Source organism: Thermoproteota archaeon (genome assembly GCA_003352285.1).
Lineage (GTDB): Archaea > Thermoproteota > Nitrososphaeria > Nitrososphaerales > Nitrosopumilaceae > PXYB01.
On record QQVN01000003.1, the window covers coordinates 459,776 to 485,221 of the forward strand.

A 25,446-nucleotide genomic window follows, 5' to 3' on the forward strand; every position below is an offset into this window, starting at 1 on the left:
ATGGTATGTTTTCTAAATTAATAGAGTTTTATTAACAATATAAAATCAATAAACCAAAAAGCCTCAGAAAGTGATAAAACTGATCCAAGAAATAGCAAAAAATTTCATTACTCTCAAACAGGAATTTTACAAAAATTATGCAGGCAACAGCCACATTCAGGAATTCTTGCCTTTAGTCTCCTCTGATTCATTTCCTATTGATAAAGAGCATTTACAAAAATTAATTGAATTTGCTGAATCAAATCCAATTTATCACAATTCTTTTGATATGGAACTAAATGATACTCCCTGTCGAATTTACGAGGGCGACATTAACGATTATTGGATTAACAGTTTGAAACATGATTCTAGCTACCAGCCATTTTATCCTACTTGGATCCTTTCTGGATATTTACTTGCCTTATCATCAAAAACCCTTGGGTATGAAAAATTAATTGATATTGGCTCTGGAGATGGAAGAATAGCGTATTGCGGAAGTATTCTCAACTTGACGTCTTATTCAATCGAAATTGATGAAAGTCTAATTCAACTACAAAATAAAATTCAGTCAAATGTTTCGCAAAGATTTCATCCAATGTGTAGTGATGCTATGGAATTTGATTATGACTCAATTAATTTATCTAAACCTGAGTTTTTTATTGGAGGACTACCTCAGCAAGGAGAAATGCTTGTCGCAAACGTTCTCACAAAAATTCAAAAAACTCCTCTTGCAGAAGAATCTGGATTTGTTTTAGCAGGAACACATTCTAAAAAACAATTTTCTGGAGATTCATCAAATGGTGGCTGGTCACAAATTATTAATGATTTTGGACTAACTGTGCAAGAAATACTTGAAGTACCTACTAGCTGGACATTTGATCAACAAACTGACACACCATATTATTTTACAAAATTTCAGTAATGTTGTGATACTTCAAATGAATAGTTTGACTTATTTTTTTTAATTTTTTGTAATATTACTTCTTGATTTATCTTAGGATTGTTAATTTGATTGAAATAACAGATCAATCGTATTTGTCCTTCAAATTCCACAATTCCAAAATACCCTTGGTCATTTTTTGAGTATTCGATAATTCTCCCAATGTTATTCCCTTTCCTTAGTGTGTTTGAACTTAGACAATTTTTACAAAATTTTAACGAAGGCCAATTGATTTTTTTGCATTTGATACATTCACTTACCATAAATTCTTCGTCGGTATAATTCTCCATAATTTACGACTCCAATAGTAATATCGTTGAAGATGTTGCAGCAGCAGACATATTGTGAATCAATCCTTTTTTTGGAGAATCTACTTGTCTTTTACCTGCGGTGCCTTGTAATTGTTGGACTATCTCAATTGTTTGTGCAATTCCTGTTGCACCTAATGGATGACCTGCTCCGATTAATCCTCCTCTTGGATTGATGATTTTTTCATTTGTTTTGATCATATTTTCAAGAAACGACATTCCATTTCCAAGATTAGTAATTCCAATACTTTCAAGAGCCATCGGCTCACATACTGAAAACGCATCATGTAATTCCATGACTTCAATATCTGAAGGAGACCATCCTACGGCATCAAATGCCATTTTTGAAGCTAAAGAGGTTGAATACATATTTGTTAAATTTGGATTGTTGGTAAAACTAGCAGAAATTGTTTTTTGGCCTATTCCTTGAATTTTAATTGGGTTATCTGTGAATTTTTTCGCTATCTCATTGTCTGCCAAAAGAATTGCTGATGCACCAGCACAAGGTCTTGAACAATTTAAAATTCTAAGATCATCTGTTAATCTCTTTGAAGATAACACATCCTCAACACTGATGACTTTGTCTGAATATGCATTGGGGTTATCTCTAGCATTTTTGTAATTTTTTACAGATACAAGCGCTAGTTGCTCATCATTAACTTTGTTTACCCGTTTGTATGCACTAGTAAAAATGGATGCCCAAAAAATTGGATGTTTGAATTCTCCTCTTGCTTGATCCCATTCCAAAATTTGACCTGGACTATCATGTCTGTCTCCTCCGATAACTAAGATGGTTTTTGCAATTTTTGAGTTAACATGGGCGGCAGCTGAAACAATAGCATTTGTTCCAGAGTTACATAGACTTTCCACTGTGTGAGAAACATTTGGCTCGATCCCTAGTGTTTCTGAAATTATTGCTGACAAGTATTTTGAATTACTGTTTGTGGAAATTAAAACCCCGTCAATTTCTTTTTGTGTTAGATTTTTAGTGTTGTCAAAGAGGTTTTTGACGGCACCTACCATCTGTTCTTCAATAGAAACATCTTCTGTAGTAAATTTTGTACTTCCATGCCCTACGATACTAACGTTATTCATATCCTATACCAGAAAATGTTTTTGTTAGTGTTTTAACGGAATCATGAACTTCTCCAACTGGATTAAATTGTAAAATTGGATGAGTTACTCCTGAATTTGTGAATTCCTCAATTTTTTTTATTCCGTCATTAGGAGTTCCACAAATAGTTAGTGCTTTCAACATCCCATCAGTGACTAATTCATGATTAGATTTTAATCCCGATATTTTGAATTCATCATAAATATTGTTTACTTCATTAGCGAATCCATTTTTTTCTAGAAATTCACGATAAATTTTCCCAACTGAGACGTAAAATGCTAATGTTATTTTTGCCCTCTCAATAGCTTTTTCTGCGTCGTTATCTATGGCGGTAATTATTTGACAACCGACATCAATTTTTCGTTTCGATTGAAATTTTTTGATTGTCTCTTTTAATTCATTTAGGGGTCTTAGGTAAAAAATAACTCCATCTGCTTTATCCCATGCAAGTTGAGTCATTTTTCGATTAACTGCTGCAATATAGATGGGGATTTTTTCTCGAATTGGTTTTACTAAAAGAGTAAATCCTTTCAAATTAAAGAATTTACCTGTAAAATCTATTTTCTTTTTTGACACTACCAAATTTATGATGTCAATATATTCACTCATTCTAGATAGAGGATTTTTAAAACTGCCTCCATGAAAATCCTCTACTATTGGAACGCTGCTGGTTCCTAACCCAAGTATTAATCGACCTTTAGAAATTGTATCCACTGTTACTGCTCCCATTGCTATTAGTGCCGGACTTCTAGAATAGATGTTGATGATGGATGACCCTATTCGTGCATTGTTTATTTTCTGTGAAGCCATGGTGAGCATAGAAAAATTTTCCATTCCCCAAGTTTCGGGAATCCATACCGTATCTGGACTGTGCTTTCCTATGATAGTAGCACATTCCATTACTTCATTTATTGATAATACTGAGCCTAAACTGTAAGAAATACCCATGTTTAACAAATAATTGAATCCTATTCTAGTTTATCTCTTTTAGCATTAGGTAAATAATCATTGAGGCAGAAGATTATGAAATTGAAATCACGAATATAGGCAATGTCAATTCAAGAATTTAAAGAAAATAAATCTGAAAAAAAAACCTTTTGGCATTATGCCACTAAGTACGCAGCAGCTGTACAAGACGATGAATCGTTTGTTAACGAAATGGCATACATGATGGTAACTCTACACCGAACCGGAGCTTAATTTTTTATTATTTTTTTAATCCTTCCAGAACAATCTTCCATATCTTTGAATGAGTCAATGGAATACCATTCTACATTTTCAAATTTTGTTATGTTTAATTTTTGCTCTTTTGCATATTTTGGAAATGTTGTTTTTTCAATATCTCCTTTAGATGGGAGATCTTTGAAAATTTTATCAGAAAAATGATATATTCCTGCGTTCATCCACAAATTTTCTACTTGTTTTTTTTCTGAAAAATTAATAATTTTATTATCTTTTACATCCAGAATACCAAATTTCGTCTTTAATTGAATTGATGCAATTGTATTAGTTTTAGATTTTAGTTTGTTAATATTGATGTTTGTTATTACATCTCCATTTATTACAATGAATGATTCATTTTTAATCCATTTTCTTAATTTTTTTATTGCACCTCCAGTACCAAGTGGTGTTTTTTCTTCTGAAAATCGTATTTTGACTTGCAGATTATTTTTTGTGTCTAGAAAATTTTTAATTTGTTCAGTTCTATATCCTGTACAAATAATGAATTCATTGATGCCGTATTTTTTCAAATATCTTATTTGCCATTCAATTATTGGAACATTGTTGAGTGGAATTAGTGGTTTAGGAACATAATCTGTTATGGGTTTGAGTCTTTTTCCTCTTCCCCCTGCAAGTATCACTGCTTTCATATCTTTTCTAATTCTAAATTACATTCAAACTTATCGCAATCCTAGGTGCTATGAATTACTTAATTACTAGAATACTCATATTCTCATACTGATGGGGGCATTTGATTCTGATCTTTATCAAGAGATCAAAGATGAACTATCTTATTTTGGATTGGAAAAGACTGATGCTGAAATTTATCTTACATTATTAGAATTTGGTCCATCTACTATGAGTGAACTTGCAACAAAACTTGAAGTTGATCGCGGAAAAATATATCGTGCAATGGAGCGATTACAAGATTTGGGAATGGTAATCTTGCATAATTCTAAAATCACATCTTGTGAAGCAGTCAAACCCGAAGAAGCATTTATGATGATTATAGAGAAAAAAAAGACAAAAATTACAGAATTGAAACATGCTGCAAAAACTATTGAAAAAGAATTAGAACAAATAACTAGACCGACTATGTCTCAAGCAGCATCTGCATTCTCAATTATTGAAGGTAGAAATAGCATTTATGCAAGAATTGGAAAATTAATTCAAGATGCTCAAAATACTGTCTATCTAGTAACTACTGCTGATGACCTATCAAGAATGTTTCAAACCGCAATTCCTGAAAAAATCAATCTTGCAATTAAAAAAAATGTGAGTATCAATATTGCAGTAGATGCTAACTCGGGCATATTACAAAATCTTTCGAGTCAGTACGGCATATCCAATATACGGATTGGGACTCTTCCATCTAAGAGTCGTATTATTGTAGAAAAAAAAGCACATTTGCTCATGTCTGGAGCAATAAAAGAAACAAACTCTCTAACTGAACAATCTGAATCAATTCTTTATTCAGATTCTTTAGAAATGATAGAAAATATGTTTAGTCTATGTGAGCAAATTTGGAAGAAGACAAAAACTACAATCGTAAGTTAATAATTTAATTTCCAAATACTGAAATGCCAAAATAATATCCTGCTAGAATTACTCCTGTGCTATACACACAGGATCCTAAAAATGTGAATAATAGAAATTTTCCAATATTCATTTTTAATAATCCTGCAGGAACTGAAATCATCTCCCTCATGACTGGAACCATCCTTCCAAAAAATACTGTTTTGTCCCCATGTCGTTCAAACCAACTTTCAATTTTGACTAATTTTTCTTCAGAAATTCTAGCATATCTGAGGTATTTCAAAAGTGCTTTTCTTCCCAAAAAATATGCTACAAAATAAATCACAGTAGAACCAATTGTCGCACCAATACCTCCAACAATTCCTAGTATTATGACTTGCAATAATTCCGCACCACTTTGTGATGCTATGTATCCTGCAACTGGAAAAATTGCTAATGTGGGTATTGGTGGAAAAACAGTTTCAATTAATGCTGCTAAAAATACTCCTAAAAAAAGGTGCTCTGAAATTAACTCTGTAATCCATTGAATTAATGATTCTATCTCATTCAATTATTTTCCTGTTCCGTCAGATAATAATGAAGTTCTGTATAGCATTCAGTACAATACTCTTGGTCATTGGTATGTTCACAATCACGTACCTTAGATACTTCGGTACCGCATTTGGCACAAATCGGCATAAATCATCTTTTTTTATGATTTCTTTAACTTTATGGCACCTAATGCAGTAATGAATGCGCCTGCTCCAAATAGAGGACCAACTTGAGATATCACACTTCTTTCTTCAGCACCAGCTTCTACTGGTGAAGGCATAGCTAACACAACTATTCCTCCAATTATTATCAGAATTCCTGCAATAATGATTAATCCGCCCAATCCCTTGGAAGGTTCTTTTCTAGAAATGAAAAATGCAACAATTGGCAAAATTATTGATGGCATTCCAAGACCGACTCCGCGAGCCATATGATCAAATGGTAAAAATCCTACACGATCTTCTGACATCATACCCGCAGCAACATCTGCGGCATAAATTACAAGCAAGCCTATTGAAATTCCTGCTAAAATCATCGAAACTTTTAGTGCCATATCACGCTGGCCTTATTTGTAATTAATAAATCTATAATGATTTTTAATTATTTTTAACACTATGAATTCTTAGGTAGTCTCACAACAAAGGTTGTGGGATGATTTTTTACACTAATACTGCCATTATGCTGTTCTATGATATTTTTACAAATTGATAATCCGAGCCCGGTACCAGTTTGTTTTGTTGTAAATAATGGGTCAAAAATCTTTGGTAAAATGTCATTTGGAATTCCTTTACCTGAATCTTCTACTGCCACCATTACATCAGCTCCGTTGTCCATTATTCTTACATTAACTGTACCTACTGTGTCTGTTGCTTGAATAGCATTCATAATCAAATTAGTAAAAACTGCTTCCAGTTTTCTTTTATCACAATAAATTCTGGCATCATTCTGTTCAATATTTATTGTTACATCATTCGGAATTATGATGTTATCTTTTGACATTCTAATAATATTGAGAATGGATGTTGGTTCTAAAGTTAATTCTGTGGTTCTAACAAAATCCAATACATCATCTACTTGATGAGACATTCTTTCAATCGCTCTTCTTAATTTTCCATAATACTGCAATTTTTCTTCAATTTTCATTCTTGGTTTTGATTCAATGATTTCAACTACGTTTTTTATTGTGGATAGTGGATTTCGCAAATCATGGGCCATTCTTGACGCTAGTTCTCCTATTACGGCTAGCCTTTCTGATTTTTCTAACTCTCCTGATTTTTCATCCACTTGTCTTGCTAATTGATCCCTGTGAATTTCTATCTCTTTTTCTTTAACTAATACCTTCTCCAAATTTTTTCTAAGGTCTATTGTTAATTTTGCATTTTGTTCTTTTTGTTTTTCTAATTCTTTATTTTTTCTTTCCAGTTCTTCATTTTTCTTACTTAACGATGAAGCTAATTCTTGTAAAAATAATATTTTCTCTTTAACGTCTGTACTCATTTTCTTTTCTTTATTGAAAAGTTCACTTGATTGTTGAGCTAATTCCTTAATGAGGGATTCTTTTTCCTCCATTTCAGATTTTGCAATACCTAATTCATAATACGCCTTTGCGGTTAATTCTGCTAAATTTTCATTAGGGATTTCTTCTTTTGGTACCTGCAATATACTCGATTTAATTTCTGAAACTTTTCCTATTATCCTATGTTTGTTGTATTCAAACACACAAATTTTTTACGATAATTTATGTAAATAATCCAAATAAACTGAAAATAATATCTCCATAGAATAATTGAACCAGAAATCCTCCTAAAATAAACAACATGTAGGGAATACCGGGAGTGACCCATGTGTCAGGTTTGCTGCAGAATTTTGCATATTCTGCGTGTTGAAGAGATAAATTCAATTTTTTCATTTTTCCTGCCTTTTTTTCAATAGAAAAGCAATACTTTGGATTTGATGCTTTGTATCCAATAAACATCGCAAGAATTCTTCTACTTTTTGTTTCCGAAAACCCCTCAAAAATATTCTTTTTTTGAGCAATTAAAATTAGATTTCTTGAAAAATTAACAAACATTGGAATAATTGAAAAAATTACGGCATTTGTTAAAACAGTAAACGGACTGATCATATTTTCCGAAAGTGAAATCTGTGGTGCAAGTATTGCCAAAGATATTATTGCAAATGCATCCGCTCCACCAAACAATCCTAATCTCCAGATAAGTAAAACAAATGGAGCAATTATTAATGAAATTGCCATTAAATAGATACTATCCATAAAATCTGGTTCTAAAAATAATAGTGCAATTCCAGAAATGCTAAACACAATCCATATCAAATCATTAATTTCTCTTTTAGTAACATCTGTGTATGATGCAATTCCTAACATAGTTAAAGCCAAGATGATTCGAATGTTTGTAATTTCTATTAATGGCTCGAACATTTTTTCCCCATCCTATGTAATTTGGACAATTTTTTTATTTAATAACAAGCTTGTGCGAAGAAATAAACTGAATTTGGTACTAAAATAATAAAAATTTGTGGTAGTTTTCAAAAGATCTACCATTAAGCATTCAGAACTTTTAGTGGCTTTGCTTTCTTCCAAAGGTGCTGGCAAAGACTGTGCATGTTGTTTATCATCTCTGCAGAATTTGTATACAGAATTGAGTCTGTGTCTTCATTAAGATCCATTGTTTCCTTTATTGATCCTGACATGATGAGTTGTCCTTTCTCTTCAACAATTACTCTGCTTTTGGATGGTAGTTTTCCTATCCTTGTCTCTTGAGCGCCTAGTCTGTCTATCAGTGGTATGATGTTGTCACTTTCTGCATATGTGAGAACCTTGACTGTCCCTCCATTCTTCTTACAGAGTTTTATCTTCTCAGGAATTGCAGTATGATACATTCTAAGTACATCTTCTGCGGTAGTCATTATGTAGATGGTTTTTGATGACTCTTGGATCATTTTTCCAATTCTGGAATATATGTTGGAACGTCCTTGTACGATAGAGATTGAAGAAACTTCTGAAATCTCTTCTGGGCGTTTGAGTTCTTTTAACTCTGCGATAATTTTTCGTGAGAGCTTTTGCATAGTTGTTACTTCGTCTTCTTTTCGTTGAATTACCGATGTGAGTGCATCAGATGGTGCTACTGCTTCGCAAATTGTTGGATTAGAAAATGTAGTTGTAATCAAACCCATGTCTCTTAATTTGTTAAGAGAGCGATATGCCTTACCTCTATCAATTTCTAATTTTGTCGAAATCTTGCCTACAGTTAATGAACCTATTCTTAGTAGGCCCAGGTACATCTTTGAATCGGTTTCATCCAATCCAAAATATGACAATTCTGTAGCCAGATTTGATTCTGTACTCATTTTGTTTGCCTCCATTCAAAAATTGTCTGAATTTTTTGTTGTTTTTGTTGGTTGTTGTTTGTCGTTATGACCATTTTTCCCAAACTAATGATTATTTGGATGGTTATTTCCCCTAGTATGTAATTTTTTGAACTGACATTTTATTCATCTATAGGTTGTAGAGTCAGTTCTTCATTAATCTCTTCAACCTTCTCTATCATATTAGTAATTGTTTCACTATTTTGAAAATCTACCATATTAAAATGACCCATCTTACGTTGAGGTTTTGATTCTAATTTATGATACATTTTCAAAAAAATATTTTTTTGTGAAATTTTCAATGGTTTGTATTTTCCTTGAAAATTTTTTGGTCCTAGAATATTGCACATTATTGTTTGATAAATTAAATCTGTATCTCCTAAATCCAATCCCAAAATTGCTTTCAGGTGTTGTTCAAATTGAGATGTTTTGCTAGACTGTAATGTGTGATGACCCGAATTATGTACCCGTGGCGCAATTTCATTAATTAAGATTGAATCATTTTTTGTAACAAACATCTCTATTCCAAAAACGCCTGCACCCTTTAACACATCCATTGTTTTGATTGCAATTTCTTTTGCTTTTTCTGATATTTTATCTGGTACTCTAGCTGGTGCTATCGTCATCTTTAAAATATTATCTTCATGAATATTTTCAACTACTGGAAATGTTTTGATCTCTCCATGTGTGTTTCTTGCCGCAATTACAGATACTTCCATTTTGTAATCAACAAATTTTTCTAGGTATGTGGGTTTTCCTTCAAAGTAATTAATTGCATTTTGAATTTCACTTTGATTGTTTATCTTATAATTCCCTCTGCCATCATATGCATCCCTTCGAATTTTTAACAATGCTGGAAAACCAAATTTTTGTAAATTATATTCCAATTCCTCTTTGGATTCTATCTTGATAAAATCCCCGACTGGAAGTTCGTTTTGACGTAAAAATAATTTTTGAGTATATTTGTCCTGAATAATTTTCAGAGTATCTGGTGATGGGTTGATTATTACTTTAGATTCCAAAGTTTTTAGAACCTTGCTATTTCCAGATTCTATCTCATATGTCAAAACATCTGCTTTTTCTGCTAATTCTTGAATGGCCCTCTCATCTTTGAAATCTGCGACTATCTGTTCAGCCCCCACAATTGATGCTGGACAATTCTCAGTAGGATCAAGTACAATAACTTTGGAGATTTTTTCAGGAATTTTGTTTGCAGCTTCTGTGAGCATCATTCCAAGCTGTCCGCCGCCTATGATCCCAAGAATTACTGCCATACTGTTTTCCTAATTAATCGACTAAAAATAGTTAATGCTGTATTACTGTTAAATTACTTTGGAAGATTTCCACATGAGTTCAAACAATAATTCCATTGAAGAAATCATTGCAGTAGAATCAGTCCACATGGCTGATGAATCATCAGGTCTCTTATGATTATTTTTGGTATAGAATATGATTTCTTTTTTATCTTTTATTACAAAACATGTTTTTTTATCCATATCTTTAGTAATTTGTTTTAATTCTTTATTTTTTATCTCGTCAAAAACATATGAGGTCTTATCTGTACATGTTGTTAAAATTTTTATCTTAATATTTTTCTTATTGATTTTATCAAAATCATTAGAATGATATAATCTTAGATGATCTTTTTCTGAACCTATTAAAAGAATCTCATGCTCTGTGGTGTCGAGCATTTCAATTAATTTACTTTTAATAGGATTTGTTCCTTGAAGCATCTGAAACTTGTCTTCATGATTGTCTGATTCATTAGAAAGGAAATTTGGAATCTTTTCCCAAATATTCATGATGTCTTTTTCCTGTTGTTCTAAGCTCTTTATCCGCTCTTTTTCTGAGTTTACCAATGTCTTCATAGCTTTGTCTACGGGCAATGCTGAAAATTTTATTGGGTGCTCAAATGTTGCAGAAACTATCCCTCTGCTCTGAAGAGTTGATAAAAGATGATATGTTTCAGTTCTTGCAATTTTTAATGCTTTGCAAACTTCAGGTGCAGTTTTTGAACCGTATTTTCCTAAAAATATGTAAACTTTTGATTGATTGGGAGTTAAATTGAATTTTGTTAGATTTTCCTGTAATTCGTCTACTTTGATTTTATAATCTTGATGTAGGGATTCTGTACTATCAAATATGGTGATCTGTTTTTCAGCCAAGTTCATTTCTGATCGATATTGGGATCCTAATATTGTGCCAAGGTTAAGATCTTTTGATTAGACTGATCGGATATCCGATCAAAATAGGCACAGAATCAATTTTTTACAAAAATTTAGGCATAAATTATCGTATTTTTTCATGCTTATGCATTATCAGAGGTAAAAAATTTTGATCTATATGCCTAGATTGTTTTCGGGCAGTATAGATAATAACATCAAAATCGCCTTTCTGATTTGTGAGTTATAGCAAAAAACCCCTTGTAGGCATCATTATGGGTTCTAGTTCAGATAGTAGAATCATGCACAATGCCGCTGAAATTTTAGAAAAATTTGGAGTAAAACACGAAGACCAGATTGTCTCTGCCCACCGAACTCCTACTAGATTAGTTGAATATGCAGAACATGCTGAAAAAAGCGGTTTTAAAGTAATAATTGCAGGGGCTGGAGGAGCCGCGCATCTTCCAGGAATGATTGCTTCCCATACTATTATTCCTGTCATTGGAGTTCCAATCTTAGTTTACAATGATAAACACGACCAAAAATCTGAAAAATCCAAGTTTTCAGCATTTGGCGGCCTTGATTCTTTATTGTCAATATCAGAAATGCCCACAGGCTCACCTGTGGTTAGTGTGGGTGTGAATAAATCTGCAAATGCAGCAATTTATGCTATGAAAATCCTTGCAAATCAATATCCTGATTTAGCTAAAAAATTGAAAAATCATAAAATTGATCAATACAAATCTGTTCTAAAGGAATCAGATGAATTAAAAAAACACGGATTGAGTAAATTTGTTAAAAAAAAGTTCAAACAATCAAGTCATTAACTTAAACTGAATGTTTTTTCTTTTTAGATGATCAATTAGTTTATCTGCACTGTCTTTTCCTTGGGTTTCTAAACTAAGTATTACACCTGCAGACCCTGCATTAATAGCAGAACTTAATCTGTCGTGAACCACTTCTACAATGTTTGCATTTGCAGATGTAATCTCATCAACTACTTCTTTTAATGCTCCTGGTCTATCAGGTAACAGTATTGACATTTTTAATAATCTGCCCACTGCAGCTAGACCCTTATCGACAATTTGTCCTAATAGATACATATCAACATTACCGCCAGCTAAAATTGTAACTATTTTTTTTCCAGGGGATGGTTTTTTGTGTAAAAGATATGCTAGTCCTACAGCTCCTGCTGGCTCTACAACAATTTTTGCTCTCTCCATTAACAAAAACATGGCCTTGATGATCTCAGCATCATTAACGAGAACTATGTCGTCAATCAATTCTTTGATAATTGAATATGTTAACTCTCCTGGATTTTTTACTGAAATACCGTCTGCAATTGTTCTATCTCCACCTTTGGTTACAATCTTTCCATTATTCACTGATTCCTTCATAGCTGGAAATGATTCTGATTGAACTCCAATTACCCTTACTTTTGGATTCTTTGATTTTATTGCAATTAGAGTTCCAGCGGCTAGACCTCCTCCTCCTATTGGAACATAAACTTCGTCTACATCTGGTAGGTCTTCTAATATCTCTAATCCTATTACTCCTTGAGCAGCAATAATTTGAGGATCATCAAAAGCATGGATGATTTTTGCGCCTGTTTGCTTTGAAATTTCTTGAGCTTTCTTCCAAGCCTCATCATAATTTGCCCCTTCTAAAACAACTTTTGCACCATATCCAATAGTTGCAGCTACTTTAGCTGGTGATGCATTTTTTGGCATAACAATAGTGCATGAAATTTTCTCTCTATATGCTGCAAATGCAACTCCTTGTGCATGATTTCCTGCAGATGCAGCAATCACTCCGTTTTTCTTTTCATCATCACTTAGTGATTTGATTTTATAATAAGCACCTCTAATTTTAAACGAACCTGTTTTTTGTTGAAACTCTGATTTTAGATAAATTTCTGCACCTGTCATAGAACTAAATGTTGGTGAAAATGTCAGTGGTGTTTTTCTAATATCTGAACCCCGCATGGAGTTTGCTTTTTGAATTTCTTCATATGTGGGATTCATGAAAACTATTCGCTTAAATCATCTATATTTGACTTGTTCTCATATCGCGTGCATATTGTTTCAAATTTTATTGATATTCTAAGAAAATCTTTTATACTTTGAGCAAACCGATCAGATCAAGTCGTGAGGATCAGCTCTCCCCTTTGAGGAAACCTCGCCTCAGTTTGCTGATCCTCCGATAATTATTTTCTAAATAATCTGACATAAATTAATTTTTGGATATAATTAGCAAAAACTGTTCAAGTGTTTGAATAATACCTTGTTTAGTTTTCTCTGAAATTTTTTTTGGATCAAATAATCCTTCTTTAACATTATTTTTTACAAATTCCAAATCAAAGGTACAGAGAGAACCTTCTTCTCCGGCAATTAATTTTGTATCATCGATTAAAACTGGAGATGTTTGATATGTTTCTAATAAGAAACTATCCAATTCATTAAATAATTGAGTCTTTTTATTGGATAATTCTTTGAAATTTACATCTGTTTTTCCTTCAACTTCATTGTAGATTTTCTCTCTTAATTCATCATTGTCATAAAAAATTTCAAATAAGTTCTGATGTGTTAAATTAGTATATCCCATTTCTTTTAGTTTTGATAAAACAAACTCATCGCCCATCTCTGAGAGTTGAATTTCTTTATCTTTTGTATTGTCTATCAAATCTGCAAGCTCCTTTTGGATCTTTATTACTCGATTATCCGGTCTATAGTATAATAAAACATGAAATTGTATGGATAAATGTCCTGAAATTATATAATTTCCAATCTTTGTTTCAAATTTTGTAAATATTCTCCTAACATCTTCATTATTTGATATTGATATATCTTGAATTTGCCAATTTTCAAGACTTTCAGTAATTTTTTTGTAATAGTCACTTATCTTTTTAGGATCAAATGTTGATTGTTCGGTGATGGTGCTATCGCCAAGCATAACTTTGATTTTTACTGTATTGGTTAATTCTTTAATATGCTCTAAAAATGAATTCTGAATTTGTTCATTAGTTTGGTTTAATGATTGAATAAATTCATCATTTGTTCTATTCCCTAGCCTCATTATGATCCTTTAGTGTATACTACATTAAATCTTTCAAGAACATTGTTTTAAATAGAAAAATCACTGTTATTCATTATTGGAGATTGAAAAAATTGTATGTTGGAATTGCAATGCTGAAATTGTTCAATATTTCAATGATAAATATAAGGGAAAACGAGGCAGATGCCCTATCTGTGGAGTGGATTTTCCATTAGAATAGGTGATAGTTTATGTCAAAAAAAGAATATGATGAACAAAATTCCGATGAATCAGAACAAGGTTCTCCAAATGTGGTCGATATGCTTCTTAGCAAAAAAAATGAGCTAGTAGTAGATTCTGAAACTTTGATCAAAGAAACTCAAAAGAGAGTTTGGGCAGCATTAAAGAAAGGATATGAGTATTCAGGTAGTCCTGATGAATCTGATGCATTTTTGAGAAAACATGTGTTTTCTAGAATAGACATGGTTGTTTTGTATGTGGATTTAGTGGGTTCTACTACTATGACTCTGGAAATGCCAGAAGACAAACTTGCAATAATAATTAGCTCTTTTGCTCAAGAGATGGCCTTTGTCATTAGGCAATATGATGGATATGTGTTAAAATTTGTCGGTGATGCAGTTATTGGTTATTTTGTTGCAGAAGATAACTCTCTTCGAGCATCTGATAATGCAATAAACTGCGCTAAATCCATTATCACTGTTATAGAAAAAGGAATCAATCCAATTTTGAATCAATATGATTATCCCGATCTTAAAGTAAAGATTGGAATTGACTTTGGAAAAAACATAGTAATTCGATATGGTGCCGACGAAAAGAAATCACGTGTAGACTTGATGGGTCCTCCGATGAATATTGCTGCAAAAATACAATCACTTGCTAAACCAAATCAAATCTTAATTGGTGATGATGTGTACTCAAGAATCCATCCAGCTTCTCAAAAGTTTTTCAGTGAAGTGATATGGAAAAACCACGAGTGGAGATACAGAAGTAGAACCACTGGAAATATTTACAAAGTATATCAACATCACAACTAAACTGTAAATCTATCTGGACATTCTATGTGTTCATAGTGGTGTTCTGTAAATTTTTCATTAACCACATAAATAACAATTTTATGCAAATCTTTTTCGACAATTTTTCTTTTGCATCTCATACATGTCTTTGTGATATTTTCTGACATATTGTATCAGCGATCAAAATATCATGGGGTATAAGGATCAGCGATCAGCTCGATTTGAGCAAAAATGACAGCTTCTTCACCTCCTGGTATATGTAAAAATCAATAATAAAGCAAAAATAGCCCTCTGATTCTTGTTGAACATGGATTATTACATTACTCAACATATGATGAATCTGTATGGAATGGGACCAAATACTTTACCTGCACTTCACTTTCCAAGAATTCCTCCTGGATTGACACATCCATTATCTCCAATTCGACCAGAGTTCAAAAAACAATTTACAAATCACGGAACATCTCTAAATCCTAAATTAGAAGATTTTCGACAAATGTATCATAATATGGCACTTGGTTTATTGAAGATGAACAATCCTGGAATTGTTCCACCTGGACACCCTTTATACTCTAGAGAAAACTCTATTGAGACATTACAAACCGAAAACTCCAAATTACAAAAAGAAAATCAGGAACTAAAAAAACAATTAGAAAAAGTAAATCAGCCTAAACCGAATCATTAGGAAAAATATTTTCTATATTTGTTGTAGATCTCTTGAAAATGTTTTATCTCTTTTTCTTTAATTTGATGATCATTTTCTAAATTTTTCAATAATGATGATATAAACAGCCTTTCTTGACTTTCCAAGTAATTCTTGACTTCTGAATTCATTAGCACATGCATCTTTATTTTCATTGAATCACTAGACACATCAAACTGTTTTTTCAATATTTGATATCTTTTTGGCAATATGCTTAATAATTTCTACTCAAACAAGAATTGTGGTAAAAACTCCTCAAGACAAGTGGAATGATACAATTCTCAAACTTAGGAAACAATGTCTGAGCATTATCAAAGTATCAGATAATATTCGATATGCAGGAGTCATCAATGAATATGGTAGAACATTAACTGGTATGGTAAAACCTGGAATTAAACCACTTTTAAAATCTGAACAAGTAAAGAATGAATTTTTTATCATGTCTACACTAATCACATTGAGACAGAATGCAGCTTCCGCAGTAGGCAAGCTTGAATATGTTGTTTTAAAACATGAAAAGGTCTCAATTATTCTTTTACAAAAAAACAAAATTACATTTTATGTCTCTATTGACAACAAAGAAAAGACTCCTGACAAACTAATTTTAAAAATTAAAAAAATTATCTAAGCTGGTGTAAATCCGTGATAGCCACCAGTTTGCTGATCTTTGTCTCCAAAGTTTGGTTCAAATAAAGATACCAGATAGTCATCTGGATCTAAAACTATGGCATTTTTTCCAGCTTCTCTTTCAACAATCTCTCTGTGTATTTTAACTCCCTTACTACGTAATTCTTCAACTGCTGATTTAACGTCCCCAACAAGAAAACCTATCGTAATCCCGTTTTCAATAGAACTTCCTATATGTTCGGCTGTTAGTGATGCTGGATGAAGGCTCAAAATTGCTCCAGTGCTTCCCAAGTCTACCCAAGATCTTCTTTGCCTTTTAATGGGTAATCCTATCTTATTATGATAGAAATCAATGGATTTGTCGATGTCTTTAACTGCTAAAATGACATTGCCAACCTTCTTTACGTTCACGTATTATCTGTACTCCTGAGTGTTAAATGCTTTTTGTTATTGCACTTCAATCATGGTCTCGGTTCGCTCGACTCCAGAAATTTTTTGGATTTCTGTAGTAATTTGTTTAATTTTTACAAGATCACTAACTTCAACAAAGGCTACTGCATCAAATTGACCACTAACAGGAAATGAGTCATAGATTGACTTTACCTTTCTTAATCTGGCTGCAATAAGCTTTTTTGGTGATTTTACTAAAATAACAGCTCTTACCAACCTAAATTCACCTCGACTTCAATTAGAGTTTCTGTTGTAACAATCTCTTTAACTTTTTTAAAATCAATGACCATGTTATTTATCTCGTCCATACTTCCCTGAAGTAATGTGCAAATGTCAGCCCTTCCAGTAACGACCATAATCTGTTTTACAATCTTTCTTTTCTTTTTTAATACTTGTACAACTGTATCTACTTTGCCAGGTTTAACTGTAATAAGACACAATGCACGCATATTATCTAAACATGCTCATACTGGATAAAGATTGCTTAATCGTCAAATGATTCTTGGGAACGAGCTTCTTCTAAGTATGCTCTTCTCTCTTCATTTTCTTTTTCCTTATCAACTTGTAAATCATCTTCTACAATTACTAGTCCTGAGTCCTCAATTGGTTCTTCTTTATTCTTTGATTTTTTAGATTTTGATTTGGATTGAGTTTTAGCAGGTTTTGATTTTTTTGCTGATTTTGATTCAGTCTTTGTTTTTTTTGCAGATGTCTTTTTAGATTTTTTTTCAACCATGAATGTCGGAAAAACAAGAGGATGTGATGTTATTAAATATTGTGTAGGATCCGAGATTTGGTGCCAGGGGCGGGATTTGAACGCGCGACAGCTCGGTCTTCAGCCGAGTGCTCTCCCGGGCTGAGCTACCCTGGCACATTCGTCCTTTTTAAGCTGTGGCATTAAAGCGTATCTTTTCCAGATGACCAAATAACATCTGAAACATTATTTTGTTTGTTAATTGTTCTGCCTATAACAAATAGTAGATCTGACAGACGATTCAGATACGTTATACAGAGTTTATTGATTTTTTGATTTTCTGACAACTCTACTGTTTGAATTTCTGCACGTCTTGTGACTGTACGGGCAAAATGTATTTGTGAAGCAGCTTGATTTCCTCCAGGAAGTATGAAATTTGTTAGTGGTGGTAAATTTTCTTCTAGTTTGTCAATATCTTGTTCTAGATTCTCTATCATTTTTACCTCGATTCGGTTTTCTTTGTGTTCTAAATCGGGATTTGATAAATCAGAACCTAAAACAAACAACTCATTTTGAATTCTTGTAAGGATTTTTTTGATATCTTCTTTTAATTCGAATGTTAATGCAATTCCAAGTATGGAGTTAATTTCATCAACAATCCCGTATGCCTTTATTCGTGAATCTGTTTTTGAAACTCTTGGCCCGCTTTGCAGTCCTGTAGTACCATCGTCCCCTGTTTTTGTATAAATTTTCATAAGAACTATTTTAAAATGAGGATATTATTTCGTTCGAATCGTTTAATAAAAAGTAAACCAGATTCTGCAGTATGACCTCAAAGGCTTGCCCTTACTGTGACTCTGTTTTTGAAAATAAAGAAGACCTTTCAAAACACATTGACAGAATTCATCACGGGTCTGGTTTACTTGAAGGCGATACCAGAAAATACTAACTTGCTTTCAAACTTTTTTCATCACGTATTAAATCTAAAAACAGTTCCTAGACAAGGCTGGATTGACAAACTCAATCTCACTAGTCCAGAATCAGTTGCAGATCATTCATACTCTATGGCCGTTATTGCAATGTTTCTTGGGGATTTGCTAAAACTGGACACAGCTAAAATGATTAAAATGGCCTTATTGCATGATTTGGCCGAATCCATAACGGGAGACTTGACTCCTGAACAGGCTTCCAAACTCAACAAGGAAAAATTAGAAGAGGACACAATCAAAGACATATTGCAAGATTTGCCCGATTCAATCAATAAAGAATATTTTGAAATTTGGAAAGAATATCTTAACAAATCTTCTAGTGAGTCACTTGTGGTTCATGAAATTGACAAATTCGAAATGGCTATACAAGCAATCAAATATTCTAATGAAACAAATGAGAAATTAATTCAAGAGTTTTTGGATTCTTCATTACCATACATATCAAATCCTAAACTAAAAGAAATTTTGAATAACATGTTAAATGAACAATAATCATTCAAAATGACTGATGATAAAGACGAGTTAATTGAAGCTCAAAAACAAGTAATTGGTATTTTGTTTGAAATAATCAAGAGATTGCAAGCAAACAATGATCTAGATGAAGAATATTTTCAAATCATTGCTTCAAAGAAAAAGATGTCCCAGAATAAAAGATTGGATGAAATACTCAAGGAGAGAACTGAAAATGCTAAAATCGTTACTAGATTACTAGAACAACTAGAGATCTAATTTCCACAACCGCAAGAATCTGGATTGTCAGAAATCACCCTGAATCTATCTAGTTGCTCATATTTGCTTTGAACATAATGTGACAAATTTGCTAATCGTACCCTGACATCTTTATTTTTCCAAGAGCCCTCATTTTCAAACCATGATTCTATCTCTTCTGAATCATACCTTTCTCCTGATTGCAAAATATCCTTGAATATTTTTTTAATCTCTTCAACTTCTGATTGTTGCAAGGATTCCTTGTTTTCTACAAATGTTGTAATCTCATTTAGTCTTATAATCACATTATTAGTTAGTGGCATGTTTTTCAGATTCTAATTAATTATAACAATCTTTTGAGTCATGATTTTTATAATTACTCACATTTGATAAATCATGCAATACTTTTCTGCTTTAAGACTGGGGCAAAAAAGAGTCGCACAATCAAGGGAATATCTTAATTCGTTGACTAATGGGAAGGCAATGCCAGCATTGGCCTTGATTGATAATAAAACAAATGTTTGGGAACCAGTTGGTGAAGAGAATCTTTATGCAATAGTTGATGAGTCATCAGGTTTTGTCCTTACTGATACAAGTGGTTACATTGTAAGCATTGTTGATAAAAATGGAATAACCAAAGCTCTGGTGCAAGGTGTTTCAAAGGAACAGAGAGACGAATTAATCAAAATATTTGAAAAAGATTCTGTTCCAGAGTATAAAGGAAAAGTAACTCTTCCTGTCTAGTCTGTTTTTCTTTTTCGTTTTGTGGATGTGATTACATCGATAGCATATGTTAATTCCTTTATGCCGTATTTTTTTAATAATGAATTTAGTTCTTCTTTAACGATTCTTTCAGACTCTGGTTCTGTCTTTGACTGTTTTTTGTCTATCTCTTGGAGTTGCCACTCTTTTTCTTGTAATTCCTCATTTGCAGATTTTATCTTGTTTTTGTAGTAGTCGATCTTTGATTCTGCAATCTCTTTTTGTAATTTCATATATTCTGATAGCTCAGAAATCTCATTCTGATTTAATTCATTTATTGATATGTCTGGAAAAATCATTAAATTTGTAATCTCATTTGTTTGGAGTAGTTCTATCTCAGAATCCAAATTGTTTTTTATCTCCTTCATTTTGTTAATATGTTCCAGTCTTTCAAGCAGATGGGCGTTTACAAACTTTAGATATTGATGAGTTACCTCACCTTTTACCTCTCCCCATTTTCTTCTAGAGGCAAAATTCATGTCTAACCCCTTTGTCTTTGCTTGAACTGTTACATTATCTAGTATCTTTGGTTTTGGGTACTCTTTTGAAATTCGAATGATCTCATTTTCATTGAAATTTTCTATTTTATCGGAATTTGTAATTAGCATTTAGAACTCTTTATCATAAAATTAAGTTAAGGAATCTGCTGTCCATAGTGAACAACAAATTTTGATATATTCTGCCCATTTACTAATAAATCAAATTTTTCACAGTAAACCTTTAGTTATCGCCTAGACTTTTTATAATAAATGACAAAATACAGGCAAGAAATTGAAGTTCGCGGACATCTAATAGATTCTTCAATTCTTACAAAGATTTTTGATAAAATCATGGATGTCAATGGAGAGTTTGAGGTATTAACCATAGACATTGGCAAGAAAAAGAAGGATGAAAGTTATGCACTATTATCGGTAAAAGGAAAAAATCAAAAACATTTGGATAAAATTTTAGACTTAGTTTATCGAGAGGGCGCTACATCAAAGACTCAAAAAGAGATCAAAGTAAAGTCAGCACCTAAAAACATGGTTATGCCCGAGAATTTCTACAGTACAACTAACAATCGAACTAGCCTCTTTTACAAGAATCAATGGATAGTTGTAGAAAATATGATGATGGACAAGTGTATTGTCGTTAAAGGCAACAGGGCTTTTTGTGTTCCAATTAGAGATGTCAAAAAAGGAGACAAGGTAGTAGTTGGAGAATCTGGAATCAAGGTAACTCCCCCAGAAAGGCCTAGAGAAGGAATCAATGTCTTTGAATTCATGGGAAGTAGCAGCTCAAGTGAAAGACCGACTCAACACATTGCACGAAGAGTAGCTGAAGACATTATCAAGATTAAAAAAAATGGTGGCAAGATAATCGTCGTAGGTGGGCCTGCAATTGTCCACACTGGCGCAGCAGATTCTTTGGCAGAGTTAATTCGTAAAGGATACATCGATGGAGTATTGGCAGGAAACGCCCTTGCCGTTCATGATATAGAATATGCAACACTAGGAACATCATTAGGAATGAATGTCTCTGATGGAACACTTGCAGTTAGAGGTCACAGAAATCATATGGATACTATCAATGCTGTATTCAAAGCAGGTTCTATTTCCAATATGGTTAAGACAAAAAAACTTCGACGAGGAATCATGTATGAATGTGTGAAAAAGAAAATTCCCTTTGTTCTTGCTGGCTCAATTAGAGATGATGGTCCATTACCTGATGTAATTACGGACATTGCTTTGGCACAACGAAGATACAAAGAAGTTCTAAAGGATGCAAACATGGTGATGATGATTTCAACAATGTTGCACTCTATTGCAACTGGAAATATGCTTCCTGCAGATGTAAAGGTAATTGTTGTAGATATCAGTCAGCCAACCGTGACTAAATTAATGGATAGAGGTACATGGCAGGCATTGGGAATAGTATCTGATATTGGCGCATTTTTGCCTCTAGTGACTAATGAGATTAAAAGATTAAAGAAATAACTAGTTCTCTAAAACCTGAAGAAAATCCTTGATATCCTGTTGATTTGAAATTTCTTTCATGTTGTTGTTTAGTGATATCAAAATATCGTGATATGAATTTCCAAATAAATCCTGTAATGTTTGCTTAAGATATTCAGGATTTTGGTAACAATCTTCAAGTGTTGCATTGTGATCCTTTTGAAGTAAAGATACTACCTTGTCATATTCTTGAACTCCTAATTCTAACAGGGTGTTCTTTAATGCCAAAGTCACGATTGTTTGTTTCATATTCTGTTCAGAATCTAATGAAGGGGCACATAGCTGATTTACTGTTCTGAGAATCTCATCAATGTCTATTGGCTCTCGAATTATTGCAGATGGTTTTAACTTGTTTAACGCCAGCTGACTGCTAATTGTCATCTTGTTTGTTGTAATAATCACTACTGCCTCATTGTTCATCTCTCTGATTCTCTTTAATCCATAAATTCCATCATAAACAGGCATATTTACATCCAGAAATACTACATCTGGTTTTAGTTTTTGATAAAGAAATGTTGCATCTTGTCCATTGTACCCAGTACCTACCACTTCGATATCATTACTCTGTAATAGTTCACTAAAGAGCATCACAGTTTCTTTATCGTCATCTACGATTACTGCCCTTATCATAAATCAAATAATTTTTTTCTTTATTAAAAGACTAGCTTTGAATCCGGTTGATACTGATCGTCCAATTAGGACACATCGTTGTTATTGATCTGAGGAAATATTGTCTTTTTTTGAGCCATTTACCGTTTTATCAAACTCTGCCTTTGATTCATCCAAACTTTTTTGCTGATCAGACATATCCCTTAACAATCTGGTTTGTTCCTTTTTTATCTGCTCAAGGATTATCTCTTGTTCAACCTTGCTCTGTTCTAGCTGTTTCTGTGAATGAACTAATTCTTCTACTAACCTGTCATGGGCTATAATTTTCTTATTTTCGGATACTAGTTGTATATAGATATCTTCTTTTGCTTTGAGGATTTTTTGTTCGTATTCCTTTCTATATTGGATTAGCTGATTGAGTCTCTCTTTTTGTTGCTTTATTTTATCATGTAAGATGTCTTGATATGATATTTTTTCGTTTTCTGCATTTATCTGATTTTTTAAATCTTGCAATTCTGGATTATTATTTACTAATTTGATCTTTGATAATTCCTGTGTAAGTGTCCCTATTTTTTGATTCTTTTTAGTTATTTCTAGATTTTTCTCTTCAATTGTTTTTTGTAGTGTGGATATGGTGCTTAAAGCATCATCTAGTTTTTTTATTAATTCATCATTAGAGTTTTTTGATATTTCTAATTCTTGTTTTAAATTTTCTATCTCAGTTTCTCTTTTTAGTGATCTTTGTGAGAATTCATTGTGAATTAATTGGTATGATGTATTTGTTTCAGAATGCTTTGGTTTGATTACACTTTCTTGATGATTTTTAATTAATTTGAGTTTATTTTCTAAATATGTTTGATCTGTTTTGAATAGTTTTTTTCCTTTTTTTACACTTTCTAGGATGTAATTTAGTCTTCCTGGGTCACCTTGTTTCCCTTGGATGAGAGATTTAATTTGTTTTTGTAAATCAAAATTTTTATTTTTTTGTTCTTGTTTTTTATAACTTAAGACTCCGTTGATCTTCTTTTCAATATAGTTTTGATCAGATTTGTACAGTTTTTTCTTATTTTTTAGAGATTCTATGATGAAATTTAATCTTCCAATATCTCCTTGATTGTTAGCTATGATATTTTGAATTAATAGGATTGCCTGCTTAACGTCTATTTCCTTGTTATCCACTATGAAACTTTTGATAATAACCTGTTTAAGAAGTTGGTTGGCAAAAGATCATTTTTTGGTTGTAATTATTTTATCAAGGATATGTTAGAAATTTGATACGTATTTCACTAATTCACCCTGGTACTTTTAGTGAATCAAACTTACATTCAATTTTTGATGATGCATTCTTTTTGATATGCTCAAAATACAGTTCAATCATTTTGATTCCTGCTACAATTCTTGGTGCATTGGTCTTTACAAACTCTAACCTGTCTGAGGCTGTTTTTGGTTTATTGTTTTGATAATTTGCATAAGCCTTTGTGCCGTCATAATCCACAAATGCCATTCTTGCACTAAAGTCAGTTCTTTCTAAAACTAGGCTGTCTCCACCAACTATTGCAGTATGATAGGGATGCTGGATTAATGATTCTGCAAATCTTTGTGATACTTGAATTTTAGAGCCTGCCAACTCTGATGAATAGTGATTAAAGTTTGCCAAAAGATAGAATGTTGCTTGGGGTTTGGTTGCTTTGACTCCGTCAATTGCTGTAACTGTATTGTATGTGTATTCGCCCATAATTTCATGAATACGTCTTGTTATCTCAAAGTATTCATCCATCTCTTTGCTTATCTCAAAACCTGCTACTGCTGCATGCTGAATTGGTGTGGATACTGCAGTATACTCTGTTGCAAGAATTTTCTTGAATTGTTGTTTTAATTCAGTGACATATTGTGGAAATATTACATATCCTAAGCGGTATCCTCCCGCAGCATGTGATTTTGATAGACCATTTGTAACAAATGTTCCTTCAGGATAGATTTTTCCCATGCTGACAAACTCTTTCATGTCATATGTAGTCTGGGCATAAATTTCATCAGAGATTACAGTGATGTTTTGCTCTCTGCAGACATCTGCAATCTCTTCTAGCTCTAATCTAGAATATAGAAGACCTGTTGGGTTATTTGGATTATTTAGTATCAGTATCTTTTGCCTATCGTGTAATCGTAATGCTAATTTTTTTAGATCATCTGCATTGATCTTTCTACTGGATTTTGTTGGAAGCATGTGGTAATTTTTCTTTAGGAATCTAATCTGTGGTAAGTACCCTATCCATGCTGGTGTTGGGAGAATTACAGTACCGTGAAGAATTTCAAAGAGATTAAAGATCAATTCTTTTGTTCCAGGTCCAACATACACTCTCTTTGGGTCAATATCCATTCCAAAGTAATGTTTGTTGTATGTTGCAATTGCCTCACGTAGTTCCTCAATTCCGGGAACTGGAGCATATTTTCCTTTATCTGAATTTTTTTGTAATGCTGTCTGCATTATTTGTGGTACATGAAAAGGTGATTGACCAAACGCAAATCCATAAAATCCAAAATTACATTCTGGATGAGGGCAATCTTGATGAAATTCTTGTAAAAATGTGTTTAATCTTAGATTTTCAGGTAATTCGATATCCTCAACCTGCTGGTCAACAATGAATTTCATATAAGATCTCTAAATTTT

Annotated in this window: 34 protein-coding genes and 1 tRNA gene; 10 read left to right on the top strand and 25 right to left on the bottom strand. The window is 32.7% G+C overall.

Features of this window, described 5'->3' with window-relative positions; all coding sequences use genetic code 11:
• Positions 1-79: 79 nt before the first annotated feature.
• Entirely contained in the window at positions 80-901 is an 822-nt protein-coding gene (locus tag DWQ18_04390; protein RDJ34357.1) for a hypothetical protein, read from the top strand.
• Here DWQ18_04390 and DWQ18_04395 read toward each other — a convergent pair.
• The 4 genes from DWQ18_04395 to DWQ18_04410 form a co-directional block, all read right to left on the bottom strand.
• A complete protein-coding gene (locus DWQ18_04395) occupies positions 895-1,209 on the bottom strand; it encodes a hypothetical protein (GenBank protein ID RDJ34143.1) in 315 nt (104 codons plus the stop codon). The genes DWQ18_04390 and DWQ18_04395 overlap by 7 nt on opposite strands.
• A gap of 3 nt (positions 1,210-1,212) precedes the next feature.
• On the bottom strand, positions 1,213-2,322 hold the full coding sequence (locus tag DWQ18_04400; protein ID RDJ34144.1) for a thiolase family protein: 1,110 nt from the start codon (positions 2,320-2,322) through the stop codon (positions 1,213-1,215).
• Positions 2,315-3,289 carry an LLM class flavin-dependent oxidoreductase gene (locus tag DWQ18_04405; GenBank protein RDJ34145.1) on the bottom strand — a complete coding sequence of 325 codons (975 nt, stop codon included), beginning with the start codon at positions 3,287-3,289 and terminating at the stop codon, positions 2,315-2,317. The genes DWQ18_04400 and DWQ18_04405 overlap by 8 nt, the downstream gene beginning before the upstream one ends.
• 248 nt (positions 3,290-3,537) lie before the next feature.
• Positions 3,538-4,212 carry a nucleotidyltransferase family protein gene (locus DWQ18_04410; GenBank protein ID RDJ34146.1) on the bottom strand — a complete coding sequence of 225 codons (675 nt, stop codon included), beginning with the start codon at positions 4,210-4,212 and terminating at the stop codon, positions 3,538-3,540.
• A gap of 91 nt (positions 4,213-4,303) precedes the next feature.
• Between DWQ18_04410 and DWQ18_04415 the strand changes: the two genes are divergently transcribed.
• Positions 4,304-5,119 carry a TrmB family transcriptional regulator gene (locus DWQ18_04415; protein RDJ34147.1) on the top strand — a complete coding sequence of 272 codons (816 nt, stop codon included), beginning with the start codon at positions 4,304-4,306 and terminating at the stop codon, positions 5,117-5,119.
• Between the two features lie 4 nt (positions 5,120-5,123).
• Here DWQ18_04415 and DWQ18_04420 read toward each other — a convergent pair whose 3' ends face one another.
• The 7 genes from DWQ18_04420 to DWQ18_04450 form a co-directional block, all read right to left on the bottom strand.
• Entirely contained in the window at positions 5,124-5,648 is a 525-nt protein-coding gene (locus DWQ18_04420; protein ID RDJ34148.1) for a DedA family protein, read from the bottom strand.
• Positions 5,649-5,789: 141 nt separating this feature from the next.
• Entirely contained in the window at positions 5,790-6,182 is a 393-nt protein-coding gene (locus tag DWQ18_04425) for a hypothetical protein (protein ID RDJ34149.1), read from the bottom strand.
• Between the two features lie 59 nt (positions 6,183-6,241).
• Complete coding sequence (locus tag DWQ18_04430) at positions 6,242-7,288, bottom strand: GHKL domain-containing protein (GenBank protein RDJ34150.1); 1,047 nt, start codon at positions 7,286-7,288, stop codon at positions 6,242-6,244.
• 79 nt (positions 7,289-7,367) lie between these two features.
• On the bottom strand, positions 7,368-8,012 hold the full coding sequence (locus DWQ18_04435; GenBank protein RDJ34358.1) for a peptidase: 645 nt from the start codon (positions 8,010-8,012) through the stop codon (positions 7,368-7,370).
• Positions 8,013-8,188: 176 nt separating this feature from the next.
• Complete coding sequence (locus DWQ18_04440; protein ID RDJ34359.1) at positions 8,189-8,995, bottom strand: TrmB family transcriptional regulator; 807 nt, start codon at positions 8,993-8,995, stop codon at positions 8,189-8,191.
• Between the two features lie 140 nt (positions 8,996-9,135).
• Positions 9,136-10,287 carry a 5-(carboxyamino)imidazole ribonucleotide synthase gene (gene purK, locus DWQ18_04445; GenBank protein RDJ34151.1) on the bottom strand — a complete coding sequence of 384 codons (1,152 nt, stop codon included), beginning with the start codon at positions 10,285-10,287 and terminating at the stop codon, positions 9,136-9,138.
• 48 nt (positions 10,288-10,335) lie between these two features.
• Positions 10,336-11,184, bottom strand: a complete 849-nt coding sequence (locus DWQ18_04450) for a TrmB family transcriptional regulator (protein RDJ34152.1) — start codon at positions 11,182-11,184, stop codon at positions 10,336-10,338.
• 230 nt (positions 11,185-11,414) lie between these two features.
• On the opposite strand from DWQ18_04450, the gene purE reads away from it, so the two are divergent.
• Entirely contained in the window at positions 11,415-12,002 is a 588-nt protein-coding gene (gene purE, locus DWQ18_04455; protein RDJ34153.1) for a 5-(carboxyamino)imidazole ribonucleotide mutase, read from the top strand.
• Here the strand turns inward: purE and DWQ18_04460 are convergent.
• A complete protein-coding gene (locus DWQ18_04460; protein RDJ34154.1) occupies positions 11,991-13,199 on the bottom strand; it encodes a threonine ammonia-lyase in 1,209 nt (402 codons plus the stop codon). The genes purE and DWQ18_04460 overlap by 12 nt on opposite strands.
• Positions 13,200-13,407: 208 nt before the next feature.
• Entirely contained in the window at positions 13,408-14,250 is an 843-nt protein-coding gene (locus DWQ18_04465; protein RDJ34155.1) for a hypothetical protein, read from the bottom strand.
• A 209-nt stretch (positions 14,251-14,459) separates the two neighbouring features.
• Between DWQ18_04465 and DWQ18_04470 the strand changes: the two genes are divergently transcribed.
• On the top strand, positions 14,460-15,263 hold the full coding sequence (locus tag DWQ18_04470; GenBank protein ID RDJ34156.1) for an adenylate/guanylate cyclase domain-containing protein: 804 nt from the start codon (positions 14,460-14,462) through the stop codon (positions 15,261-15,263).
• Positions 15,264-15,549: 286 nt separating this feature from the next.
• Positions 15,550-15,927 (top strand): hypothetical protein, encoded by a 378-nt coding sequence (locus DWQ18_04475; GenBank protein ID RDJ34157.1) that lies wholly within the window; start codon positions 15,550-15,552, stop codon positions 15,925-15,927.
• Here DWQ18_04475 and DWQ18_04480 read toward each other — a convergent pair.
• Positions 15,924-16,154, bottom strand: a complete 231-nt coding sequence (locus DWQ18_04480) for a hypothetical protein (protein ID RDJ34158.1) — start codon at positions 16,152-16,154, stop codon at positions 15,924-15,926. The genes DWQ18_04475 and DWQ18_04480 overlap by 4 nt on opposite strands.
• A 32-nt stretch (positions 16,155-16,186) precedes the next feature.
• Between DWQ18_04480 and DWQ18_04485 the strand changes: the two genes are divergently transcribed.
• Complete coding sequence (locus DWQ18_04485) at positions 16,187-16,573, top strand: hypothetical protein (GenBank protein RDJ34360.1); 387 nt, start codon at positions 16,187-16,189, stop codon at positions 16,571-16,573.
• On the opposite strand, the gene DWQ18_04490 is transcribed toward DWQ18_04485, so the two are convergent.
• The 6 genes from DWQ18_04490 to DWQ18_04515 form a co-directional block, all read right to left on the bottom strand.
• Positions 16,570-16,983 carry a methylmalonyl-CoA epimerase gene (locus tag DWQ18_04490; GenBank protein ID RDJ34159.1) on the bottom strand — a complete coding sequence of 138 codons (414 nt, stop codon included), beginning with the start codon at positions 16,981-16,983 and terminating at the stop codon, positions 16,570-16,572. The genes DWQ18_04485 and DWQ18_04490 overlap by 4 nt on opposite strands.
• Before the next feature lie 36 nt (positions 16,984-17,019).
• Positions 17,020-17,238 carry an Lrp/AsnC family transcriptional regulator gene (locus DWQ18_04495; protein ID RDJ34160.1) on the bottom strand — a complete coding sequence of 73 codons (219 nt, stop codon included), beginning with the start codon at positions 17,236-17,238 and terminating at the stop codon, positions 17,020-17,022.
• On the bottom strand, positions 17,232-17,471 hold the full coding sequence (locus DWQ18_04500; protein RDJ34161.1) for a hypothetical protein: 240 nt from the start codon (positions 17,469-17,471) through the stop codon (positions 17,232-17,234). Before DWQ18_04500 ends, DWQ18_04495 begins: the two co-directional genes overlap by 7 nt.
• A 35-nt stretch (positions 17,472-17,506) precedes the next feature.
• Positions 17,507-17,758: a hypothetical protein gene (locus tag DWQ18_04505; GenBank protein RDJ34162.1), complete on the bottom strand. Its 252-nt coding sequence runs from the start codon at positions 17,756-17,758 to the stop codon at positions 17,507-17,509.
• A 58-nt stretch (positions 17,759-17,816) separates the two neighbouring features.
• A tRNA-Phe gene (locus tag DWQ18_04510) sits at positions 17,817-17,893 on the bottom strand.
• Positions 17,894-17,919: 26 nt separating this feature from the next.
• The gene (locus DWQ18_04515; GenBank protein ID RDJ34163.1) at positions 17,920-18,471 is read right to left on the bottom strand and encodes a cob(I)yrinic acid a,c-diamide adenosyltransferase; all 552 of its coding nucleotides are present in this window, start codon (positions 18,469-18,471) and stop codon (positions 17,920-17,922) included.
• Between the two features lie 195 nt (positions 18,472-18,666).
• On the opposite strand from DWQ18_04515, the gene DWQ18_04520 reads away from it, so the two are divergent.
• Together DWQ18_04520 and DWQ18_04525 are read left to right on the top strand one after the other, a co-directional pair.
• Entirely contained in the window at positions 18,667-19,197 is a 531-nt protein-coding gene (locus tag DWQ18_04520) for an HD domain-containing protein (protein ID RDJ34164.1), read from the top strand.
• A 9-nt stretch (positions 19,198-19,206) separates the two neighbouring features.
• Complete coding sequence (locus tag DWQ18_04525; protein RDJ34165.1) at positions 19,207-19,434, top strand: hydrolase; 228 nt, start codon at positions 19,207-19,209, stop codon at positions 19,432-19,434.
• Here the strand turns inward: DWQ18_04525 and DWQ18_04530 are convergent.
• Positions 19,431-19,736, bottom strand: a complete 306-nt coding sequence (locus tag DWQ18_04530; GenBank protein RDJ34166.1) for a hypothetical protein — start codon at positions 19,734-19,736, stop codon at positions 19,431-19,433. The two genes, DWQ18_04525 and DWQ18_04530, sit on opposite strands and share 4 nt — an antisense overlap.
• Before the next feature lie 73 nt (positions 19,737-19,809).
• Here DWQ18_04530 and DWQ18_04535 point away from each other — a divergent pair, with 73 nt between their 5' ends.
• Entirely contained in the window at positions 19,810-20,157 is a 348-nt protein-coding gene (locus tag DWQ18_04535; protein ID RDJ34167.1) for a hypothetical protein, read from the top strand.
• On the opposite strand, the gene DWQ18_04540 is transcribed toward DWQ18_04535, so the two are convergent.
• Positions 20,154-20,783, bottom strand: coding sequence for a hypothetical protein (locus tag DWQ18_04540; GenBank protein ID RDJ34168.1), 630 nt, complete (start codon positions 20,781-20,783; stop codon positions 20,154-20,156). The two genes, DWQ18_04535 and DWQ18_04540, sit on opposite strands and share 4 nt — an antisense overlap.
• A gap of 141 nt (positions 20,784-20,924) precedes the next feature.
• Here DWQ18_04540 and DWQ18_04545 point away from each other — a divergent pair, with 141 nt between their 5' ends.
• Positions 20,925-22,151 (top strand): TIGR00300 family protein, encoded by a 1,227-nt coding sequence (locus DWQ18_04545; protein RDJ34169.1) that lies wholly within the window; start codon positions 20,925-20,927, stop codon positions 22,149-22,151.
• On the opposite strand, the gene DWQ18_04550 is transcribed toward DWQ18_04545, so the two are convergent.
• From DWQ18_04550 to DWQ18_04560, 3 genes are all read right to left on the bottom strand, one after another.
• Positions 22,152-22,799 (bottom strand): response regulator, encoded by a 648-nt coding sequence (locus DWQ18_04550; protein ID RDJ34170.1) that lies wholly within the window; start codon positions 22,797-22,799, stop codon positions 22,152-22,154.
• Between the two features lie 81 nt (positions 22,800-22,880).
• Positions 22,881-23,957: a hypothetical protein gene (locus DWQ18_04555; GenBank protein ID RDJ34171.1), complete on the bottom strand. Its 1,077-nt coding sequence runs from the start codon at positions 23,955-23,957 to the stop codon at positions 22,881-22,883.
• Positions 23,958-24,069: 112 nt separating this feature from the next.
• Positions 24,070-25,428 carry a pyridoxal phosphate-dependent aminotransferase gene (locus tag DWQ18_04560; GenBank protein ID RDJ34172.1) on the bottom strand — a complete coding sequence of 453 codons (1,359 nt, stop codon included), beginning with the start codon at positions 25,426-25,428 and terminating at the stop codon, positions 24,070-24,072.
• Between the last annotated feature and the right edge of the window lie 18 nt (positions 25,429-25,446).